The sequence below is a fragment of the Paenibacillus sp. FSL H3-0286 genome (genome assembly GCF_045040705.1).
Classification (GTDB): domain Bacteria; phylum Bacillota; class Bacilli; order Paenibacillales; family Paenibacillaceae; genus Paenibacillus_AQ; species Paenibacillus_AQ odorifer.
Map to the genome: position 1 here is coordinate 6,186,604 of NZ_CP150285.1, position 20,100 is coordinate 6,206,703.

Genomic DNA, 20,100 nt, shown 5'->3' on the forward strand with positions numbered 1-20,100 from the left:
CTTATTCTCAGATTGTATGTCCCTGCGTTCTATGGAAGTACAAAAACCGCCCTTTCCAGAACATTCTGAAAAACATCGGCATTTACTGCTGCAAAAACTAGTCCATTTCTCCTTGGAGTCATACCATCCGTAATCCAACGGGTAATATATATTCTTCTCCAATCTATTTCCCCCCATGCTTTTAAACCTATATGTAGACAAAAAAAAGAACGCAAACCGGGATTAATTCCGCAGTCTGCGTGCTTCGCGAGGTTAATGTTACATTTAATTAACAATATTGTAGTCCTTTTGTATCCCTTTGTCTATCAAAAATTCCTCGATTCTTGTCAGTTCTACTAGAATGATTGTTTATTGAGGGATATAAGGGTTACGAACTTTTTCAAAACCGATGGTTGTTCGGGAGCCATGACCTGGATAAACCTTCACTTCATCATCCATTTTGTACAGCTTGCCACGAATAGAATCGAACAAATCACGTTCCCTGCCACCAGGCAAATCGGTGCGCCCAACTCCCATCTTAAACAGCACATCTCCAGAGAATAAATCATTCCCGCATAGGAAGCTGACACTGCCCGGAGAGTGCCCAGGTGTATGGTACACGCGGAAGGTATGTCCGATGAATTGCAGAACTTGTCCTTCTGCCAGATCATATTCTGCAGGATCTGTAGTTAAAGGAGATGAAACATCAGGCCACATCAATGAACCATTTAGCTTAGGGCTGCTGAGCCATTCACTCTCTAGTGGATGTAAATAAACAGGGCATTTCTTAGCTTTACGAATTTCGTCTACGCCGCCCATATGGTCAAAGTGCGCATGCGTCAGCAAAATAGCCTCGATCTCCATCCCTTCAATACTCCGCACTAATGCCGCAGGATTCATACCGGGATCAATAATGATACCCTTCGTTGGATCTGCACCTGTCAGCAAGTAGGCATTGGTCTGAAGAGGACCTAAATTAAACGAACGTATATTTAGCATTGGTCTAGAATCCGGAAATCAGACTACGCAGCTCTTTTGCGATAACTGCCTGTGATTCCGTTCCTTCCCCATAAGCTTGCCCCATAGCCTTACGTACTTCTGCGATTTTGCTGTCGTAATCAGCGGCCTCGCGATCAGGATTCTCACGTTTGAACTCTCTCATTAGGCTCTGCACATGCTCTGGACGAGGACCCCAATGTCCAAGCACATATCCGCCGGTATCTGCAAAGATCACAATCGGAACAGATCTTCCGCCCATGGTCAAGAATTCATCCATAAGCTCCTGGTTCTCCTCCAAAATGAATACCTCTGTCTTCATTCCGGCAGTCTCCAAAATACGGAATACCGCAGGGACATTACGAACTACATCTCCACACCAATCAGCGGCAAGGATAAGTACCCGCAAATCATCACGATGGTTCAGGCTTTCAAAAAATTCCTTGTCACTCTCATCTTCCCAAGAAAACTTCTCATACCAGGATTCAAAAGCCTGCTGGTTCTTCGTCATGCTTTCTACAAATTGGCGCGGTGTAAGACCTTTTCCAAATTTATGAGCTACATTCGGTTTCATTTTGCAGTCCCCCTCTTCTTGGATTTAAACCACTTATACACAAAATAAATGATGATTAGTGCTAACGCTACGAGAATAATTTCGTTGGTATACTTAGCTGCTACCTCGTCAATATCTTCCCACTTATTCCCCAATGTCATACCGAGATATACGAACAAAGCACTCCATGGAATAACAGCAAGTGTAGTCAATAAAGTGAACTTACCTAAAGGCATACGAGAAATCCCCGCTGGAACGGAAATGGCATGGCGAACAACGGGAATAAAGCGTGCCGTAAAGATTACGCCTGTCCCATATTTATTGAACCACTCTTCCGAATGATCAATATGCTTTTTTTGGATAAGAATATATTTCCCGTATTTCTCCAGTACAGGCCTGCCCCCATAACGGCCAATCCAATATACAAAGATCTGGGCAATCACTCCGCCTATCGTACCAAACAATACTGCGCCGAAAAAATTAATATCTCCACTCCATACCAAGAAACCACCGAAAGCCAATACAATTTCACTAGGAATAACTTCAATCATCAGTCCGATCATAATCCCAAAATAACCAAGACTCTGAATCCATTCAAATAATGTCGAGATCAGATCAGAAATAAAATGCAAACGTGCTCCTCCTCCCTTTTCCGCAGAATATGGCTACATGTATCAAGCTAATCGCCTTTGGCATCTTTATAAGACACTAAGCGTTTAAGCGAGTGAAATATAAGAACATAAAAGCATAGATACTAATCTTATACTTTCTTATATTTTTAAAAGCTTTGCCGCTCTGCTATATTTTCCAGTTTCTCTTAGCCTATTCTAGCACAAGCAACCTTATCACTTCTACTTACGCGGCAAGCAGCTTCCATCTTCCAATCCATACTTAAAAAGAGTTTGAGTAATAGGCATAAACAAAAAAGGTGAACAAATTCCACCAATAAAGGGAAAATGAACACCTTTTTATCTGCGCTCAATCAATAAGCCATCCAGCCGGCATCCGCCGTTATCACCGATCCATTCAAAAAGCTTGCAGCATCTGAAGCTAAAAATAAAGCTACTGAAGCAATCTCACTGCTCTCCCCTGTCCGTGGCATCGACGCCATACCTTCGCCCGCTTTTTGACTCCCAAAAGGACTTGGATCAGACAGATCAATATTTGTCTTTACCCCGCCCGGCGCTATGGCATTACAGCGAATTCCAAGCTTAGCGTATTGAAATCCTATATTTTTGGTCATCCCGATTACAGCATGCTTAGAGGAAGTATAAGCCACTCCCGCCCGCGAGCCCGCTAAGCCGCCAATAGAGGCTACATTGATGATACATCCGCTTTCCTGCGCCATAAAAATCGGCAAAACCTTACGAATGGCTCTCATCGGACCGGTTACGTTGACCGCAAGCACCTGCTCCCATAAGTCATCAGTGATCTCGTGCGCTGGCGTCATTTTATCCATAATTCCGGCATTATTAACAAGGATATGAAGGCCTCCGAACTGTGTGGTTGCGGCATCAATCATTCGCTGTGTGTCCTCTTCCTTCGAGACATCGGCCTTTACAGGGTAGACGACTCCGTGTCCCTCACCCTTTTCCGCCTTTTTGGCTACCGCTTCTACATTCGCCAGATGGATGTCCGCAGCAATCACTTTAGCACCCTGTCGGGCAAAAAGCAGAGCAATCGCTTCTCCAATCCCCGATCCTGCACCCGTAACTACTGCTACTTTATTGGTTAGTATCATATATCCGCTCCTCTGCATCGTATGTTCGGTGCATCAAGGAATGCATGCCCTTCGTTAGTATGAACAGGAGGAGGCTTTGAACGGTCCTTAATTTTAAAGATTCGGTGACACTTTTACACACGCTATTGCTAAGTGAATACTGCATTGACAGCTATTAAAACAAAGAGTTATTATATATTTAGATAATTATTTAAATATCGAAAGGCAGGGTGGAATATGAATGAATCCTTCAAAGCACTAGCTGACCCTACCCGTCGCCAAATCATTCGGTTACTAAGGGAGAAAGATCGAACCGCAGGTGAAATCGCAGATTTTTTCAACATGTCTAAGCCAAGCATTTCTCACCATCTGAATGCGCTGAAGCATGCCGATCTTGTACAGGATGAGCGAAAAGGACAATTTATTATGTACTCGCTAAACACAACAGTCCTCGAAGAGGTTCTCGGTTGGTTATTGGAGCTCACTGGGACAGGTAAGCAAACGGAGACGGAGAGTAAATCACTGGACGGAAAGCAGCAACATCAGGATATCGATTCCAAAAAGGAGGCGGATTAATGATGAAAGATTTCAAATGGAGATGGCAGGATACCCTCATCGTAATATTAGGTTTAGCTACATTAGCCTACGCTCTGATCAATTACAGCAAGCTTCCGCAGGAGTTACCGGCACAATTTGGAATTACGGGTAAGGTCAACAGATACTGGGACAAAAATATAGCTATTTTTGTGTTCGGAATCTTAGGCATTGTGCTCCCGCTGATCATGCAGTTCACACGCAGCATCGACCCTAAGCGGGACAATTACAAAAAATTCGAAAATGCCTATGCCATGAGCAGACTTGCTATTGGGATGCTTTTTAATCTAATGCTGGTGCTGTCGATTGCTTACGGTCTAGGTAAAGATATAAATGTTGGGAAGATCGCCATAGGCGCTGTTGGAATAATGTTTATTGCTCTTGGCAACTACATGCCACAGGTAAAAGATAATTACTTGTTTGGGGTTCGTACAGCCTGGACGCTCGCCAACCCTGAGGTATGGCGAAAAACACATCGTCTATCCGGGATAATGTGGATGATCGGTGGCCTACTTATTTTTGCAGGAGCCTTTTTGAGCGGAGCCTTGTCTCAGCTTCTTATTATTACGGCACTCGTACTTGCAATTATCGTGCCCATTCTCTACTCCTGGATGATTTCACGTCCGCTAAAATCGTAAAGCCAGCATACTAAGCCGTCGACTCAAGTCGTCGGCTTGTTCTGTCATTTGGAACTCACGATCATTATGTTGCCCTCCTTTATTAGCCTCCTCTTCTGCCAACCTTCTATATTCCAGAAGAAGTTCATTCCCAGAGGCGACGCAGACTAGGCCTTCCTTTCGATTTCCTTCTGCAAGCTTTTTTTGCCCCATAAGAAGCATCCCTTCAATCGCCTTCACCCACTTGGCATTGTTGTACTTATCCAGCCTAAAGCTCTGGTCTATCCAATATAACGCTGCCCCCGGATGGTCACTGCTCATCCATCGTTCAGCCAGCTCCCAGCTTAAGCTGGCATTCTCGGGAGAATACAACAAACTCTGCCGAAGCAGACTCACGCTCTGTTCACCCGAGAGCAGCCTAGATAATGCTATAACCGTTCGAGGTGACCGGGGATTCCAACCCAGCGATTGCTGTAGCAACTCTACCTTCACCGAAGGATCCACCGACATAATCGCTTGTCGATAGAACTTCTCTCCTTGAGCGGCGTGAAAAGATAGCACCCCCAGCAGAAGCGAAAAACAACATACCGTAGTTCCGATTAGTTGGCGAAGGCGGATTTGGGGCGATTTCTTGGGTGTGGGGTAAGCGATTAGCGGATTCGTAGGTGTAGAGTGAGTGATCAGCGGATTCGCTGGTGTGGAGTTAGCGATTAGCGGATTCGCTGGTGTAGTGACATTGGTGAGCGGATTCGTAGATGAAGATTGAACAATTAGCGGATTCGCTGGTGCAGAGACATTGGTGAGCGGATTCGTAGATGAAGATTGAGCAATTAGCGGATTCGCTAGTGTAGAGACATTGGTGAGCGGGTTCGTAGATGAAGATTGAGCAATTAGCGGATTCGCTGGTGTAGAGACATTGGTGAGCGGATTCGTAGATGTGGATTGAATTGGCAGCTTGGTCTCAGACTGAGGGTGGGTTGGCGCAGATTGATGTTTCTGCTTATCCTCAGCCAGAGCAAGCGCTGGCAGCCAGAATAGCAGCAGCCAAAATAATCCGTAGCTCCAGTCAAAATCGACGACGCTGTGTAAGACGATGACCAGAAACGGCGGCAGCAACCGCGGCGATTTAGTAGCCAGCAGCCAGCCTGTTGCCAACAGCATAAGGAGTATGGCTGCAAGACCAACGAATCCTAAGTTCAACAGGATGTCAAGGTATCCATTATGCACCTGGCTGCCTACATAAGGGCGAGATTGGGCGGCAAGGTAGGCATGCCGCCAAGTCTCACCCCCACGTCCCAGCCAAGGTGCCTCTGCCGCTAGCCGCCAGGCGTCGCGGTAGAACAGCCCGCGCGCGGATACCGTCGATGACGGTCCGGTAATCCGCTCGCGCACGTGCAGGAGGACGGCGATCCCCGCCGCCGTCCAACCCGCCGCCGCCAATGCCAGCATAGCGGCTCGGGCAGTGCCCGCCGCGCTGCGCTGGCGGCGGCACAGCCACAGGCCGGCTAGCAGCGCGCCGGCCCAAAGCCCGGCCAGCAACAGCAGGCCGGGCACAGGCTCTACCGCCAACCCGGCACGGGCCAGTTGGCGGTAGAGTAGCGCCGCGGCGGCCACGGGCGCGGCGCCAGCAGCAAGAAGCGGCGCGATTAGCTGCCGCTTCCAGAGCAAGACGGCGGCGCAGGCGCAAGCCGCCGTCAGCCATGCGCCGCGCGACTCGCTGAGGAGCAGCGCGGCGGTGTACGGGAACAGCGGCAGCAAGCGCAGCAGCGCGGCGGTCGTGCTTCCCGCTTTTCCCTGCTTCGCTTCCACGCCTCCTGCCCCTTTGCTCCTCCGTTCTGCTTCTGCGCACTCCATCCCCAGCCCAACACTTCTTGCTCCCAACATATTCACGCTCTTTTTTGGCTCCCCGTAATAAACAGCAACAGCAAATAGCCGTTCCAGCAGAAGAAAAACAGCCATAACAGCACCAAAAGCATTCGGATATTCCATCAATCCTGCTAACCTAACCCCTGTGGCACTCACTTCCGATGAATTGCTGTGGCCACAGCGAAAGGCAACTTTACCACTCCACAAACAGCCAACAAAGCGCTCATGCTCAAAAACATACCCGCCATAGACCAAGTTACATTTACAATCCGCCGCCCCACCCGGTTCACCGCACAAAAACAAACCAATAATGCAAAGCTAGCATACAAGCCCCACCGCAGCGTTTCATTCATAGTTCCCTGGGAGGAAAGCGGCCCGCGCAACCAATGAATCACATAAAGTGATAGAATAATTAAAGGGACGCTTAATAATATTCTTAACGCTTTATTTTCTCCGCTACCTTCACTACCTTCACTAACTCCATTGACTCCCGTAATACCACTTACTGCACCTCCCCCACTTTTTCTCCATGCGCCAACCCCAACAAGATAATAAAGCGAGCACGTACAACACAATACAAACCATAAAGTTAGAAAGGGATACATCTCCTCAGTAAAAAACAATCCCCGCAACAAACAAGCACCCACCCCAGCCGCTATCACTAAGGCTCCACACATATATGCGATTGATGATTCCAGACTCCGGTCTTTTTTAAAACGCCACATTTAGATACCCCTGTATTCGTTAATTTATCTCTATCCTTTCCACATTTCCCTTATACAAGACTAGAACGCAAAAAGACGATACCTCTCCACAAAGGAGCCGTACCGCCCTAATTCCCATAAAAAGCTATATAATTGTAAAAAGTGCAGCTATTCCCGTGCTCTCGCCGCTTACTTCCACTTTAATTGTATTTTGTGCAACTGTTTTTCAAGAATCCCGCCATATGCGGGGTATTGTTCGTTTTTAAGTGTACAAAGTGCAACTAAATCACTAAAACGCAGCTTCAGAGCATATCCAGTTGCACAAAGTACAACTAAATCAACTCACCATTAGACCGCACTAGCCGTACCGTCCTAACCTTTAGATCGCACTCACTGCAACATCCTAACCATTAGATCGCACTAGCTGCACTATCCGAATTCTAATCAAAAAAACTATATAGTTGTAAAAAGTGCAGCTATTCCCGTGCTCTCGCTGCTTACTTCCACTTTAATTGTACTTTGTGCAACTGTTTTTCAAGAATCCCGCCATATGCGGGGTATTGTTCGTTTTTAAGTGTACAAAGTGCAACTAAATCACTAAAACGCAGCTTCAGAGCATATCCAGTTGCACAAAGTACAACTAAACCAACTCGTCATTAGATCGCACTCACTGCACCATCCTAACCATTAGATCGCACTAGCTGTACTATCTGAATTCCCATCCAAAAAAGCTATATAATTGTAAAAAGTGCAGCTATTCCCGTGCTCTCGCTGCTTACTTCCACTTTAATTGTACTTTGTGCAACTGTTTTTCGAGAATCCCGCCATATGCGGAGTATTGTTCGTTTTTAAGTGTACAAAGTGCAACTAAATCACTAAAACGCAGCTTCAGAGCATATTTAATTGCACAAAGTACAACTAAACCAACTCGCCATTAGATCGCACTCACTGCAACGTCCTACGCTTTCTACCTTAATATCCTCTACCCTTCTACCGAACTCTCAGTAGGAAGCAGATCCGCGCATACGCGTTCGAGGTAGGGTTTTGCTCCCAGAAAATCGCGGAATGCGGTGTATTCGCGCCATTTGACGGAGTTGTCCCCGGCTGAGCTCTTAACGGCACGAATCAAAATGTTCTTCGGTGTATTCTCCAGATCGATGAATTCCAGCAGCTGGCTGCTATAACCCATCATGTCGAGCAATTTGGCGCGAATGGCGTCTGTAGCCAAGGCGGAAAAACGCTCTTTCAATATGCCATGCGAAAGCATAGGGCTCATTACTTCATTTTCGATTTGTGCGAATAATTCATGCTGGCAGCAAGGCACGGACAAAATAACAGACGCTCCCCAACGTACTGCTTTTTCAAGGGCAGCATCGGTAGCTGTGTCACAAGCATGAAGTGTGATCACCATGTCCACCTGCTCCAGCTCATTATACTCGGCAATGTCACCCACGAAGAACTTCAAGTGATCATAACCGATTTTGGCAGCAAGTTCGTTACAATGCTCAATCACATCTGCTTTTAAATCTAACCCAATGATATTAAGCTCCCGCTTCTTGCGAACGGTCAGATAGTGATACAGCGCAAAGGTCAAATATGATTTTCCACAGCCAAAATCCACAATCGTCAACGGTCGGCCTGTTGGCAGATCGGCAAGCACGTCCTCTACCATCTCCAGAAAACGATTGATCTGCCGAAACTTATCATATCTTTTGGCCAGCACTTTACCTTCTTTATTCATGATTCCAAGCTCCACCAGAAATGGCACAGGCTCTCCATCCTCCAGCACATAACGTTTGCGACGGTTGTGAGCTAGATCCGGCTCTTCCTTTTTACTTGGAGACTTGGTTAGGATTGATACTTTGAATTTCTTACTAATAAGCACCTGATAATCGGCTTCTACTGTACACAACAAACCTTGCCGATACGTTTCTCTAAATAAAAGAGATATTTCTTCCGCCGCTAACTCAGCGGGTACGTTGCGATGTTCTACCTTTGTACCAATATAGGACGCAAACTGATAATGCAGCTTCCCCTTTAGTTCAACAGGTTTAACCTGCACTTTGGTACAATTTTCGCCTTTATAACGTACTTGACTTAGGGTAGCCGTAATCAAAGTACGGTCATTAATTAGTTGTTCAATTAGAGCTGTTAAAGATTCCACAACGCACATCTCACTTTCGGGATTAAAAATGGAGAATCTATGTCTCCTAACCATCATCGTTCATTATATCACGTGTTAACAAGGGGCGTTCCTTGTTCTAGCAGGGCTTAACATGCAGCTCACCACTAACTATAGTTAATGCTCGCCCAGACAACTTAATCTCGTCTTTACTTACCTCTAACTGAAGCAAACCTCCACGTTTCGAAGCTTGATAAGCGGTCAACTGCGTACGATTGAGTCTATCCGCCCAAAAGGGTGCCAGTGCAGTATGCGCTGAGCCTGTTACCGGATCCTCATTCACTCCTACCTTCGGCGCAAAAAAACGTGATATACAATCAATACCTTCGATAGAGCTTTCTGCGGTAACCGCGAAACCTCTCCCTTCAAGCCCGGATAAAGCTCCGAAGTCAGGGCTGAGTTCGCGAACCCGGGCTTCCTGATCCAGTCGTACAAGTACATTGTCAGCATATCGCATAGTTTCCACCACATTGGCTTCTGCAATACCAAGCGCTGCTGCGAGACCTGAAATTACAGGAGAGGGTTGAAGCTGATAAGGCGGGAAGTACAGTGAGATCAAATCTCCTGAACGAGAAGCTCTGAGCAACCCACTGCGTGTATAGAACCTTGCTTCCATGTCAGGCGCTAGCAATCCGCTCTCCCATAGTACATGCGCACTTGCTAGAGTCCCATGCCCACACAGCTTGACCTCAACTTTAGGTGTAAACCATCGCAAGCGATATCCATCTTCCTCTGGCCAGAGAAAAGCTGTCTCTGACAAGTTCATTTCCGCTGCTGTCTTCTGCATATAACCTTCATCGACGGGATGCTCCAGTAAACATACCGCCGCAGGATTGCCTGAATAAGCCTGTTCTGCAAAAGCATCGATAATATATAAAGGGATATTCATCGTATTCATCAGGTTCCTGCTTCCTTTCGTATCCCTGTTACCCTGCCCCACTCTTTTAACCCCTGCTCTACTTCCTCCAGAGGAAGGGCACCTTGTTCCAATTCTGCAGATGATTTGAGCAGCAGCCGATTGTACAGCTTATCCCCTTCTATTACAACATCTTCTCCTTGCTCCCACAGCCGGTAGAGGCTGTCCTCCGCTTTACTATATCGTCCTACCGACTCCATATACTCCAACAGTAGCCGCTCCGTTTTAGACGGGAGACGATAGGCCTGCACATCCTGCAAGAGTTCATCAATTTCCTGAGTCATATGCAGCAGCTCCCTGTCTGCTCCATGAAGATCCGCGTACAAATATAAGTGTAAAGCTCTCATACTTCTAAATAATGCTGCATCCTTATCGCCATTTGCCGCATAAATGCTGCCTTCTTCCTTCAGCAGTTTGGCCAGACCTTGAAGCTTATCGGACTCAACCACACCGCCGAAACGAAACATATCTATGATATCTTCTACAGATAGTGAATTTAAAAGACGTGAATTCAGCGGAAAATGCCGGTTCAACAGCTCATCGATTTCCCATAAAGCTTCTGTCGTCTTCCGTTCCTGCTTTAGAGAAAATACCTTGGCAACCATCGCCGTCATATCTTCGATCATCCGGACAATATAGTCTCTTCGAAACATGCAATTCCTCCTTTTCCGTACTGTGGTAGCAAAAAATTCAGGACTCAGACCACTTAAGTTATTCTATTGATTTATCTTAAACCATTGCCGAATTCTATGCCAGTTAAGGAAAATACCAGATCATTAGATAGCCCTTAAAAAAAGAGGCAGCACACGCCATAATGGCGCCGTGCTGCCTCTTTGTAGATGATTTTTTATACGCGGCTATTGTCTAAAACGGAAGCCTGAACAAAATCCTTTATGATCTCGGCTAATCGTTCAGGAGCTTCAAAAAGACTCATGTGGCCTGCACCCGATATCGTTGCTTGCGTTATATTCGGTTTATCCGCAGTAAAAGTTCGTTCAGCAGGAATCAATCCATCCTGCTCGCCAGCAACAAGCAATACCGGCAACGTAGTGGCCGTAATTACATCCCGTCGATCTGGACGCTCACGCATCGCCAGTGCAGCTCCTGCCGCTCCTTGTGGAGGCGTTTTGTAGCCGATTTCTTTAGCGCGCTCCAGCAACTGTGGGGATACAGAAGCGGTTGCTTCAGCAAACAATCCTGGTACGAAGCTGTCTACGAAAGGAGTAATCCCTTCATTTTGAATCGCGCTGACACTCTTCAGTCGTTTTTCCTTAGCTTCTTCACTATCTGGATAAGCAGTAGAATGAATTAATCCAAAGCCTTTCAATCGAGAAGCATAACGCTGAGCAAACGATAGCGTAATATATCCGCCAAGCGAATGACCAAGCATGATGCATTCAGCAATCTCCAGCGAATCTAACAGACCCAGAACATCATCTGCCATTTGTTCAATACTATAAGGTCCTAATGGAGCTTCCGAAGCTCCGTGACCACGTAAATCGGGAGCAATCACTCGGTAGCCGCTGCTTAAGACAGGAATGACTTGTTCCCAATATTCAGCGCTTCCACAAAAGCCATGCAGCAATACAATAACTTCGCCTTTCCCCTGATCACTGTAGCATATATTGCTTCCGTCACAACGAACTCTTTCCATGGCTGCTTCCCTCTTTCTAGAATACTAAGATAATGTCTAATATCTATTATTAAGCAAAACAGCCCGCCTTGAAACGGACAACTTATTTTTAAGTGCCCAATGGGTACTACTGGAGTCCGAATCCTTTTGCTGCCGCTATAGCGATATGTTCTGCCATAACCATCACTCTATGCAGTGGAGTGGTCTGCAACGTTCTATAGGGTTTCGGGCCATTCATATCTACAACGGCCGCCAAACTATAGTGACCTACGGCTGGAAGATTTGCCCCCACCGATTGTGCAGGCTGCAGTGGCTCACTCGAAACGAAGTAATATCCAAGCGCGATCGGAGGACCCAGACAAGCATCTACCGCAACTACAATATGCCCGGAGGGAATCTCAGCCACTCTGGCCACCAAGTTATCTGCATCGCAAGGAGACGGCAACGTACCGATTACATGTCGGAAGCCATGTTCCACAAGTTTGCTGCCCGTCAGCGGACCGAGTGCATCTCCTGTAGATCGATCTGTTCCAATGCACAGGAACGTGACTTCCTCGGCGGAATGCAGAGCAGCTATTTCCATGAAAAAGGACACTAATCCAGCATCGTCCATTTTAATGCGTTTTCCGCTTCCCTGTTCTCTGATTGCCAATACATTTCCTCCCTTCGATGATATTTTTGATCTCATGCCTTTAATTTAACATGATTTCAGGGAACCCGACAAAAAAATGGTGGTCAAGCTGCCAAACATGGTAAAATACATGAATCAGTATACAGAGAGGATGTTTTAACCTAATGGATTTAACAAAGCCTAGTCAGGAAAATGTTGAGTATATGATCGAGGCTATCAAAAACAAATTAAAAATGGCCAGTGCCGCGGCGATGCAAGCCTCCGCTTTTTCAGTAGATCATTATGAAGATATCTATGATGTTTATGAGGTAGCCATGGGCAGCGACAGACTAAGTATTTCTCAGGTGGAAGCACTCGTCTCCGAACTCGGCCGTCTACGTCATAAATAATAGGTCTCCCTATTACAAGAAGAACCGATGTTGCCGTCCTTTAAAGATGACTACCGCTTCTCGTAGAAAAAAGCCCTTTGCTGCGTATCCAGAAGATGGATTCGTAGTCGAAGGGCTCTTTTTATATGATCCTACTTTATGAAATTAAGCTTGAACTCGGTATCCGCATGGCCTACTCGTGTACCCCCGTCATTGTAAATCACGCCTGAAAATGCATTGCGCAGCTTTTCCAAGGTATTTTTCTGACTATAACCAATTTGATTTAAAATTCCCTGTACAATAAGTCCCCACTCTTCTTCCGATCCGTCCAGAATCTTGAAGGCAATCCCCAGTCGCTCATGGCGTAAGCCAAAGCAATAGACACCCTTAAATCCACCCTTAGCAATAATATTATCATCTTCCAAAAGAATAGAATCAAGGCGACCAGATCCAGAAACCATCTCCGGATAAGCATTCATTGCCGTTGTAATAGTAGTAACCGCTTTGCGAGTAGCTTCATCTGCAATCAAATCCGGATTGGCTAATTTCAAATAGGCCGTCGCCAAGGCGGTCAGAGGCAGAGCAAATACCGGCAGCCCGCATCCGTCCGTACCTAAACCGATACTGTCTGGGGCCACACCGGCCATATAAGCAATGGTGTCGATAATCTCACGCTGCACCGTTTGCTCCGGCTGTGAGTATTCTTCAAGCGGCAAACCTTTGAGCTTACTGTAAGATAAGATACCCATGTGCTTGCCCGCACAGTTATGATAGAACTTTCTTTTGCCCGCACCACGAATGGCGTTCTCCCTACTGGAATAATCCAGCGGGTAACTCGTTGCACAGATCATTTGTTGCTCATCGATGCCAATCTTGGAGGATATGCTCTCTAGCGCAGCTACATGGTAGCTCTCTCCCCGATGAGAGGCGGTCATCAGGGCAACCTCTGCGGGTGTAAAGCCGTAATGCTCCACAATCCCCCCACGTACGCCTGGAATAGCCTGAAGGGGTTTAGCAGCTGAACGGGTGAACGATACAAATTCCGGATCACCTGCATACCCCTTTAAATTTCCGTTCTCTCCTACGATGGCAATATGCCCACTATGGACACATTCCAGCAAATCCGCCCGATACTCTCGTACTAATACGGTTTCCATGATTTCTCTCCTCTTTAACTAGATGCTCTATAACTCACAAGGACTTATTAGTATTCACATTTAATAAATGCTAGAAAATAACCCCGTGCTCCGGGATTTTTGAGTACTCCACAAACTCCCTTAAGTGTTGGTTCCATGAGGAATTCTACTCCTATTTTCATTATTCTTCAATCCTGTCCCCACCAAGAAGATTTTAGAAACCGGATAAAATATAAAAAACCGCTTCCTTCTCAGAACCTTGATCTCTGAGTAGAAAGCGGTTTTTATGGAATTCAGCGTAGCCTCACAAGGGTAGCGCAGTTCGTCTTATCCTTTGCTTGCACCTGCGGTCAGGCCATCCACCAAGAAACGCTGTAGGAAAATGAACAGCAGCGTGACTGGGAGAGCGACCAATACCGCTCCGGCAGCGAACAACGTAAACTCGGTTGAGTTACTTTGGTTCACCATCCGGTAAAGCCCAACGGCGAGCGTTCTTGTATCCTCCGTGCGCAATACAAGGTCGGCGAATATAAAATCCACAAAGCAGCCGTTGAAAATCATAAGGCTGGCATAGGTGAGCATCGGCTTAGATAACGGGATCATGATAGAAAGAAATACTTTCATATGACTCGCCCCATCCATTCGCGCAGCATCTTCCAAGCTTTTAGGAATCGTATCAAAAAAACCTTTAGCCACAAAAACATTCGTGATAATAGCACCGCTGCTGTACACGAGCACAAGTGCCCAATGAGAATTCAGTAGCCCAAGTGTGTTCAGCAGCACGTAAACTGCAATCATAGCCATAAATCCCGGAAACATCTGCAGAACTAGGAGCGTGGTTAGTGTAGTTTTTCTGCCCGTAAATCGATAACGAGAAATGGCGTACGAAGTCAGCAGCAGCAAAAAGGTGCCGAGCAGCGTAGACAACGCCGCAATCTTTAGCGTATTCATGAACCATAGCAAATATTTAGTTTGCTCAAACAGTTCCTTGTAATGAACAAAGGTGAAATTCTTAGGAATCAATGAGTCACTGAACAAACTGTTTCCTGTTTTGAAAGAAGACATAATAATCCAGAAAGCTGGGAAAAGACTAATAAAACTGAGCACAATCAGCAATAAATGGCTTCCAAACGTTTTTAACGCTTCCGTCAGTCTTAGCTTCATGCAATCATATCCTCCTCTTTAAAGGATCGCGTCCGCCGGTAGCTCCAGATGGAGAATGTCGCGACCATCAGGAAGATGACAATCCCGATGACAGAAGCAAAGCTGTACTGTGACTGGTTCAGCGCCAGTTTATAAAGCCAAGTCACCAGCAGGTCAGTGTGGCCCGCGTACTGGTAGTTAGGATTAACCGGTTCTCCGTTAGTCATTAGATAAATGACATTAAAGCTGTTAATGTTGCCGGCAAACTGCATAATCAGGATAGGTGCGGTTGCGAACAATACCATGGGCAGCGTAATCATGCGGAATTTATAAAATGACCCAGCACCGTCTACTTCTGCCGCTTCATACATATCCTTCGGAATTGTTGTCAGCACCCCAAAGGCCAGAATCATGGTCACCGGAATGCCGATCCACATATTAGCCAGGATTACAGTGACCTTAGCCCAGAAAGGATTGGTTAGCCAGGCCACACCCTCCAGTCCCAAGGCTCTTAAATAACTATTGATCGGTCCGAATTGATTATTGAACATATTGCGCATGACGAGCAGAGAAATCATATTGGGAATAGCGAAAGGAACGATCAGAAGTGTGCGCCAAAGCTTTTTGCAGCGGACACGGGGCTGGTGAATAAGTACTGCAATAAGCACACCTCCAATGTAAGTCGTCGCAGTAGCAATAACCGCCCAGATCAAGGTCCAAGTCAGCACTCCACCAAAGGTGGAACTCCAGACATCCAGACTAAGCATTTTATTAAAATTACCGAAACCCACCCAGTCTACCAGATGTGCTGGCGGTAAAATCGGGTCGGCATAGTTTGTAAACGCTAGTAGCACCGAAAAAACAAGTGGTAATATCGTCAGAAAAACCACGGCCACAAAGGGAATCGCGAGGACAAGATAGGCAAAATTCCTCCGCCCCATAGCTCTGAGCGATTCAGCGAATGAATGAATGGGCTCTTTCCGGTCCCGTGCAGCTCCAACTAGGAATGCATCTCTGATGTTCAGTAAATGAAATGCTGTATAAAAGAGCAGCGCCAGCAATGCCATTAGACCATTGATCATCATAAAAATGGAGTGGTCGCCTTCCACCATCCGGGTTAATTTGCCTACCTTGACCATACGGCTTGGAAATTCACCAAGCGTAATTAAGCCATGCAAATGTCCCATCAGATCATGAGCAATATAGTAGATTCCAGCAGACCCCACCAGCAGGAATACCAATCCTTTCAGCCACTGCCGGTTGTAGAACTGGCCCAGTCCCGGAATAATAGCCGAGAGTAGCGCTGCGCCTGTTTTTTTCCTCATGGTTAAATCACCTGCCCTTTACTTCGACTCCAGATCGGCCTGAATCGTGGTTACAGTCTGATCCAGCGTCTGTTTAACATCAAGATTTGAGTCGTTCCACAGGGACACAAACGCTGCTTTTAGGGGTTCCCAGACCGATTTAATTTCTGAAACGGAAGGCATTGGAACGGAATTTTGGAATTGCTCGAAGAATCCGCCAATAATAGGGTCATCTTTGATTTCCGGCGCTTCTCCAGCCTCTATACTCGCAGGAATCGCTCCCGTCATCTCAAAATTCTTAAGCTGATTCTCCTTATTGCTTGCAAAATGTGCGAACAAACGGCCTGCGACCGGATATTCCGTATATGAGTTGACATAATACGATTTGACCCCGGAGAAAGAAAGACTGTCTTGACCGTCAGGTCCCTTTGGAAGAGGCGCCACACCCAGGTTAACATTTTCCTTAAACGCCGCTATGGACCACGGCCCGTCGATATTCATCGCCAGCTTACCTTCTTGGAACAACTGTGTTTTCACGTCATAAGTGATATCTCCTGCATTCAAAGGCAGAATTTTTTTGAGGCTCTGCAGAAACGTAAACCCTTTGATAGTGCCTTCATTGTTCAATCCAATATCCTTGAAATTCGTATTGTTGTCTCCGTAAATATATCCGCCGAAGCTGCCAATAAACGGATAGCTGTAATATCCGACGAATTCCCACATGATTGCAAATTTGTTTTCCTTCGGATTGTTATACGTATCTGCAAAAGCAATCACATCATCCCACGTTTTAGGAGCGTCAGGAATCAGGTCCTTGTTGTAGAACAGCGCATAGGTTTCTACCGATTTAGGATAACCGTAAAGAATGCCATCATAAGACGACGCCTGAACGGCTGTTGCCACCATCGTTGATTTGGTTTCTTCCTCAAAAACATCATTTGGCAAAAGCAGCCCTGCTTTTACGGCTTGCCCGATCTGGTCATGGGGCAGAGTCAACACATCTGCAGCAAGTTTAGACGGACCATCCGTCGCCAGTCTTGCGCCTTGATCACCACCTGCCATTTCCTCAACTGTGACGGGAACACCATATTCTTTTTCGAAATCAGCAGCAACCTGCTTCATGTACTCAAGCTGCTCCTTGGCTTCCCAGACCATCAGTTTGGCCCCTGCTTCTGGTTTCATTTCCTCATCGTTGGTATTCTCTCCGGAAGTATTTGTCTCATTTGTGGTTCCCCCCGGCTCGTTCACTGCGGAATTTGGACTCGAATTCGGCTTTGATGCGGAGTTCCCATTGCCTGAACCGCATGCGGTGACCGTCAAAGTTAACAGCAGGCATAGGACTAAACTAAATGTTACCGCTTGCATTTTGGAACGTTTACTCTTCTTCATTTGCTCATCTCCCCTTCGTTCATGAGTGATTAAACCTAACCCGCATTGAAAAAAAGCATATAAAAAAGGTACAACCTCATTTGCACAAAGTGCCGAGGTTGTACCTTTCCAGGTAACAGTGCCTTTAATTTGAATGCGTGTTATGAAAAATCAAGTTCGTTCGCCCTCATTCTATAATATCCATAATTTTGATTGCAATCAGAGTATAAGTCCAAAAAATACGGTTTAACAAAGTTTATCTTATCTTTTCTTTTATTTTCTCTTTATCCCTACCACATACTAAATATTCCATATTGTAAATTATTGTGAAATAACCTCTTGCTTTACTCTTGAGGGTTATGGTAAGATGCAGACAAATTTAAAGGCAATGAAACCGCCAAGGGTTCAACCTCTGAAAATCATGAGGTTGGCCCTTTTTTGCGTTTACATGCCCGAAAGGATGGAAAATGAGTATGATTCAACCGGAAGCCGTTTATCACCGTATGGGACAAAATTGGTCATATGCCTACGATGAGTCTACACTTCATATTCGCATAAGAACTAAGCGGGACAACGTATCACAGATCGATCTTTTCTGTGGAGATAAATTTGGCTGGGACACAACGCATGAGGTCATTCCAATGCAGCGCCTCGCTTCTGACGGCTTGTTCGATTACTGGCAAGCCTCCGTCCGTCCCGTTTACCGCAGACTCGCGTATTACTTTGCGCTTTATGACAAAGACGAAGTTCTTTATTTTTTGGAAAAAGGTTTTTATCCAGAGCCACCTGCTGTTGTATATGAGGGCTTGTTCGACTTTCCATTTTTGAATCGTGAAGATGTGCACTCTCCTCCATCATGGGTGAAAGATGCAGTATTTTATCAAATATTCCCGGAGCGTTTCGCAAATGGGGATCCCACCAACGATCCGACAGATGTACTAGAATGGGGCGGCACGCCGAGTCCTCGGAATTTCTTCGGAGGAGACTTACAGGGTGTACTAGATCATTTGGATTATCTCTGTGAATTGGGCATCAATGCTATATATTTTAATCCTTTATTTGCGGCAACCACCAATCATAAATACGATACAAAAGATTATTACTTGGTCGATCCTCATTTTGGCACTAATACATTGCTGAAAGAGCTTGTGGACTCCTGTCATTCTAAAGGCATCCGTGTCATCCTGGACGGTGTCTTTAATCATTGCGGCCATACCTTCCCGCCATTTGTTGATCTGCTCGCGAACGGGCAATCTTCGCGTTATGCGGATTGGTTCCATGTACGCGAGTGGCCGCCACAGGTCATCGACGGAATTCCCACCTATGACACCTTTGCATTTGAGCCTATCATGCCTAAATTCAACACTGAGAATCCTGAAGTCATAGAATATCTACTGAATGCAGGCCGCTATTGGATCGAGGAAATCGGTATAGACGGCTGGCGGCTTGATGTCGCAAATGAAGTCTCCCATTCGTTCTGGCGGCAATTCTGCAGTACGATCAAAAGCATTAATCCAGAAGCCTATCTCGTAGGAGAAATCATGCATGATTCCTTGCCGTGGCTGCTTGGCGATCAATTTGACGCCGTTATGAATTACCCGTTAACGAATATTCAAATTAATTTTTTCGCTCACGGACAGATCAATGCTGCACAATTCTCTCAGTCGGTTGCTACTATGCTAGCGAATTATCCGCAGCAAATTACGGAAGCCGCCTTTAATCTGCTAGACAGCCATGATACAGTTCGTTTCCTGACACTTTGTGGCGGTGACATCAGGAAGTTAAAGCTGGCCGTTTTGTTCCAGATGACCTTTCAAGGAGCACCCTGTGTTTATTATGGCGATGAAATCGGCATGGATGGCGGATACGATCCGGACAACCGAAAATGTATGGAGTGGGACTCCCAGAAACAGAATCAAGAATTGTTCGAATACTATCGCTGGACGATCAGCCTTCGTAAATCTCATCCCGCATTCCGGAGCAGTGGATTTAAAGCGCTGGAGATTCCGGGTTATCCAAAGCTGCTTGTATATGAGCGGTGGGACAAACAAAGCCGGTTCATAATCGTATTGAACAATGAAGATGTTATGGCCGAAGTCATCATTCCTGTAACCGGAGCAGACACGATATGGGTAAATCTAAAGACGCAGAAGCGGACTGAAACCTCCACATCCCAGCTGCATCTGAATCTGCCTGAATTCGGCTATGCGGTACTCCAAGCCGTTAATGATTAATCCGTAACATTATAAATTCAATCGTGGAAGGATGGAGACATATGCTGCATATCACAGCCTGTCTTCGCCCTTCTTTTTGCGCATAAACAAATCTTGATAAAGCCTTAAAAAGGCGGTTTATATGACCTAAAGCCCTCTAGGTTACCGTATCCTCCC

Annotated in this window: 19 protein-coding genes; 4 read left to right on the plus strand and 15 right to left on the minus strand. The window is 46.0% G+C overall.

The window, feature by feature from the left end; all coding sequences use genetic code 11:
- Positions 1-348: 348 nt before the first annotated feature.
- From MHB37_RS27575 to MHB37_RS27590, 4 genes are all read right to left on the minus strand, one after another.
- Positions 349-978, minus strand: a complete 630-nt coding sequence (locus MHB37_RS27575) for an MBL fold metallo-hydrolase (RefSeq protein WP_076128651.1) — start codon at positions 976-978, stop codon at positions 349-351.
- 4 nt (positions 979-982) lie between these two features.
- The gene (locus MHB37_RS27580) at positions 983-1,549 is read right to left on the minus strand and encodes a thioredoxin family protein (RefSeq protein ID WP_076128653.1); all 567 of its coding nucleotides are present in this window, start codon (positions 1,547-1,549) and stop codon (positions 983-985) included.
- Positions 1,546-2,160 carry a DedA family protein gene (locus MHB37_RS27585; RefSeq protein WP_036680184.1) on the minus strand — a complete coding sequence of 205 codons (615 nt, stop codon included), beginning with the start codon at positions 2,158-2,160 and terminating at the stop codon, positions 1,546-1,548. The genes MHB37_RS27580 and MHB37_RS27585 overlap by 4 nt, the downstream gene beginning before the upstream one ends.
- A gap of 350 nt (positions 2,161-2,510) precedes the next feature.
- Positions 2,511-3,269 (minus strand): glucose 1-dehydrogenase, encoded by a 759-nt coding sequence (locus MHB37_RS27590; protein ID WP_076128654.1) that lies wholly within the window; start codon positions 3,267-3,269, stop codon positions 2,511-2,513.
- Between the two features lie 216 nt (positions 3,270-3,485).
- Between MHB37_RS27590 and MHB37_RS27595 the strand changes: the two genes are divergently transcribed.
- Complete coding sequence (locus MHB37_RS27595) at positions 3,486-3,824, plus strand: autorepressor SdpR family transcription factor (RefSeq protein WP_076179758.1); 339 nt, start codon at positions 3,486-3,488, stop codon at positions 3,822-3,824.
- A complete protein-coding gene (locus tag MHB37_RS27600) occupies positions 3,824-4,480 on the plus strand; it encodes an SdpI family protein (RefSeq protein ID WP_052097330.1) in 657 nt (218 codons plus the stop codon). The genes MHB37_RS27595 and MHB37_RS27600 overlap by 1 nt, the downstream gene beginning before the upstream one ends.
- Here MHB37_RS27600 and MHB37_RS27605 read toward each other — a convergent pair.
- From MHB37_RS27605 to yyaC, 7 genes are all read right to left on the minus strand, one after another.
- On the minus strand, positions 4,469-6,448 hold the full coding sequence (locus MHB37_RS27605) for an O-antigen ligase family protein (RefSeq protein WP_405168720.1): 1,980 nt from the start codon (positions 6,446-6,448) through the stop codon (positions 4,469-4,471). The two genes, MHB37_RS27600 and MHB37_RS27605, sit on opposite strands and share 12 nt — an antisense overlap.
- A gap of 29 nt (positions 6,449-6,477) precedes the next feature.
- Entirely contained in the window at positions 6,478-7,050 is a 573-nt protein-coding gene (locus MHB37_RS27610; RefSeq protein ID WP_405168721.1) for a hypothetical protein, read from the minus strand.
- A 961-nt stretch (positions 7,051-8,011) separates the two neighbouring features.
- Entirely contained in the window at positions 8,012-9,202 is a 1,191-nt protein-coding gene (locus MHB37_RS27615) for an SAM-dependent methyltransferase (RefSeq protein WP_076303094.1), read from the minus strand.
- Positions 9,203-9,290: 88 nt separating this feature from the next.
- Positions 9,291-10,109, minus strand: coding sequence for a PhzF family phenazine biosynthesis protein (locus tag MHB37_RS27620; protein ID WP_256717064.1), 819 nt, complete (start codon positions 10,107-10,109; stop codon positions 9,291-9,293).
- The gene (locus MHB37_RS27625; protein ID WP_076282738.1) at positions 10,109-10,780 is read right to left on the minus strand and encodes a DUF6483 family protein; all 672 of its coding nucleotides are present in this window, start codon (positions 10,778-10,780) and stop codon (positions 10,109-10,111) included. The genes MHB37_RS27620 and MHB37_RS27625 overlap by 1 nt, the downstream gene beginning before the upstream one ends.
- 194 nt (positions 10,781-10,974) lie before the next feature.
- The gene (locus tag MHB37_RS27630) at positions 10,975-11,781 is read right to left on the minus strand and encodes an alpha/beta fold hydrolase (RefSeq protein ID WP_076220034.1); all 807 of its coding nucleotides are present in this window, start codon (positions 11,779-11,781) and stop codon (positions 10,975-10,977) included.
- A gap of 106 nt (positions 11,782-11,887) precedes the next feature.
- Positions 11,888-12,412, minus strand: a complete 525-nt coding sequence (gene yyaC, locus MHB37_RS27635; RefSeq protein ID WP_248549634.1) for a spore protease YyaC — start codon at positions 12,410-12,412, stop codon at positions 11,888-11,890.
- Between the two features lie 143 nt (positions 12,413-12,555).
- On the opposite strand from yyaC, the gene MHB37_RS27640 reads away from it, so the two are divergent.
- Positions 12,556-12,780 (plus strand): DUF1128 domain-containing protein, encoded by a 225-nt coding sequence (locus MHB37_RS27640; protein ID WP_036680203.1) that lies wholly within the window; start codon positions 12,556-12,558, stop codon positions 12,778-12,780.
- A gap of 131 nt (positions 12,781-12,911) precedes the next feature.
- Here MHB37_RS27640 and MHB37_RS27645 read toward each other — a convergent pair whose 3' ends face one another.
- The 4 genes from MHB37_RS27645 to MHB37_RS27660 all read right to left on the minus strand — a co-directional run bounded on the left by MHB37_RS27645 (position 12,912) and on the right by MHB37_RS27660 (position 17,731).
- Complete coding sequence (locus MHB37_RS27645; RefSeq protein WP_341143556.1) at positions 12,912-13,916, minus strand: asparaginase; 1,005 nt, start codon at positions 13,914-13,916, stop codon at positions 12,912-12,914.
- A 306-nt stretch (positions 13,917-14,222) separates the two neighbouring features.
- Positions 14,223-15,059 (minus strand): sugar ABC transporter permease, encoded by an 837-nt coding sequence (locus tag MHB37_RS27650; protein WP_076128667.1) that lies wholly within the window; start codon positions 15,057-15,059, stop codon positions 14,223-14,225.
- Positions 15,056-16,363 carry a carbohydrate ABC transporter permease gene (locus tag MHB37_RS27655; RefSeq protein WP_076128669.1) on the minus strand — a complete coding sequence of 436 codons (1,308 nt, stop codon included), beginning with the start codon at positions 16,361-16,363 and terminating at the stop codon, positions 15,056-15,058. Before MHB37_RS27655 ends, MHB37_RS27650 begins: the two co-directional genes overlap by 4 nt.
- A gap of 18 nt (positions 16,364-16,381) precedes the next feature.
- Complete coding sequence (locus tag MHB37_RS27660; protein ID WP_256716551.1) at positions 16,382-17,731, minus strand: maltose ABC transporter substrate-binding protein; 1,350 nt, start codon at positions 17,729-17,731, stop codon at positions 16,382-16,384.
- Positions 17,732-18,177: 446 nt separating this feature from the next.
- Between MHB37_RS27660 and MHB37_RS27665 the strand changes: the two genes are divergently transcribed.
- Positions 18,178-19,944: a glycoside hydrolase family 13 protein gene (locus MHB37_RS27665; RefSeq protein ID WP_305953701.1), complete on the plus strand. Its 1,767-nt coding sequence runs from the start codon at positions 18,178-18,180 to the stop codon at positions 19,942-19,944.
- The last annotated feature ends 156 nt before the right edge of the window (positions 19,945-20,100 follow it).

Excerpts from the sequence above, each read along its gene's own strand:
- MHB37_RS27575 (WP_076128651.1), bottom strand. The coding sequence starts at position 978 with ATGCTAAATATACGTTCGTTTAATTTAGGTCCTCTTCAGACCAATGCC.
- MHB37_RS27580 (WP_076128653.1), bottom strand. The coding sequence starts at position 1,549 with ATGAAACCGAATGTAGCTCATAAATTTGGAAAAGGTCTTACACCGCGC.
- MHB37_RS27590 (WP_076128654.1), bottom strand. The coding sequence starts at position 3,269 with ATGATACTAACCAATAAAGTAGCAGTAGTTACGGGTGCAGGATCGGGG.
- MHB37_RS27595 (WP_076179758.1), top strand. The coding sequence starts at position 3,486 with ATGAATGAATCCTTCAAAGCACTAGCTGACCCTACCCGTCGCCAAATC.
- MHB37_RS27600 (WP_052097330.1), top strand. The coding sequence starts at position 3,824 with ATGATGAAAGATTTCAAATGGAGATGGCAGGATACCCTCATCGTAATA.
- MHB37_RS27605 (WP_405168720.1), bottom strand. The coding sequence starts at position 6,448 with ATGGAATATCCGAATGCTTTTGGTGCTGTTATGGCTGTTTTTCTTCTG.
- MHB37_RS27610 (WP_405168721.1), bottom strand. The coding sequence starts at position 7,050 with ATGTGGCGTTTTAAAAAAGACCGGAGTCTGGAATCATCAATCGCATAT.
- MHB37_RS27615 (WP_076303094.1), bottom strand. The coding sequence starts at position 9,202 with ATGTGCGTTGTGGAATCTTTAACAGCTCTAATTGAACAACTAATTAAT.
- MHB37_RS27620 (WP_256717064.1), bottom strand. The coding sequence starts at position 10,109 with ATGAATACGATGAATATCCCTTTATATATTATCGATGCTTTTGCAGAA.
- MHB37_RS27625 (WP_076282738.1), bottom strand. The coding sequence starts at position 10,780 with ATGTTTCGAAGAGACTATATTGTCCGGATGATCGAAGATATGACGGCG.
- MHB37_RS27630 (WP_076220034.1), bottom strand. The coding sequence starts at position 11,781 with ATGGAAAGAGTTCGTTGTGACGGAAGCAATATATGCTACAGTGATCAG.
- MHB37_RS27640 (WP_036680203.1), top strand. The coding sequence starts at position 12,556 with ATGGATTTAACAAAGCCTAGTCAGGAAAATGTTGAGTATATGATCGAG.
- MHB37_RS27645 (WP_341143556.1), bottom strand. The coding sequence starts at position 13,916 with ATGGAAACCGTATTAGTACGAGAGTATCGGGCGGATTTGCTGGAATGT.
- MHB37_RS27650 (WP_076128667.1), bottom strand. The coding sequence starts at position 15,059 with ATGAAGCTAAGACTGACGGAAGCGTTAAAAACGTTTGGAAGCCATTTA.
- MHB37_RS27655 (WP_076128669.1), bottom strand. The coding sequence starts at position 16,363 with ATGAGGAAAAAAACAGGCGCAGCGCTACTCTCGGCTATTATTCCGGGA.
- MHB37_RS27660 (WP_256716551.1), bottom strand. The coding sequence starts at position 17,731 with ATGAAGAAGAGTAAACGTTCCAAAATGCAAGCGGTAACATTTAGTTTA.
- MHB37_RS27665 (WP_305953701.1), top strand. The coding sequence starts at position 18,178 with ATGAGTATGATTCAACCGGAAGCCGTTTATCACCGTATGGGACAAAAT.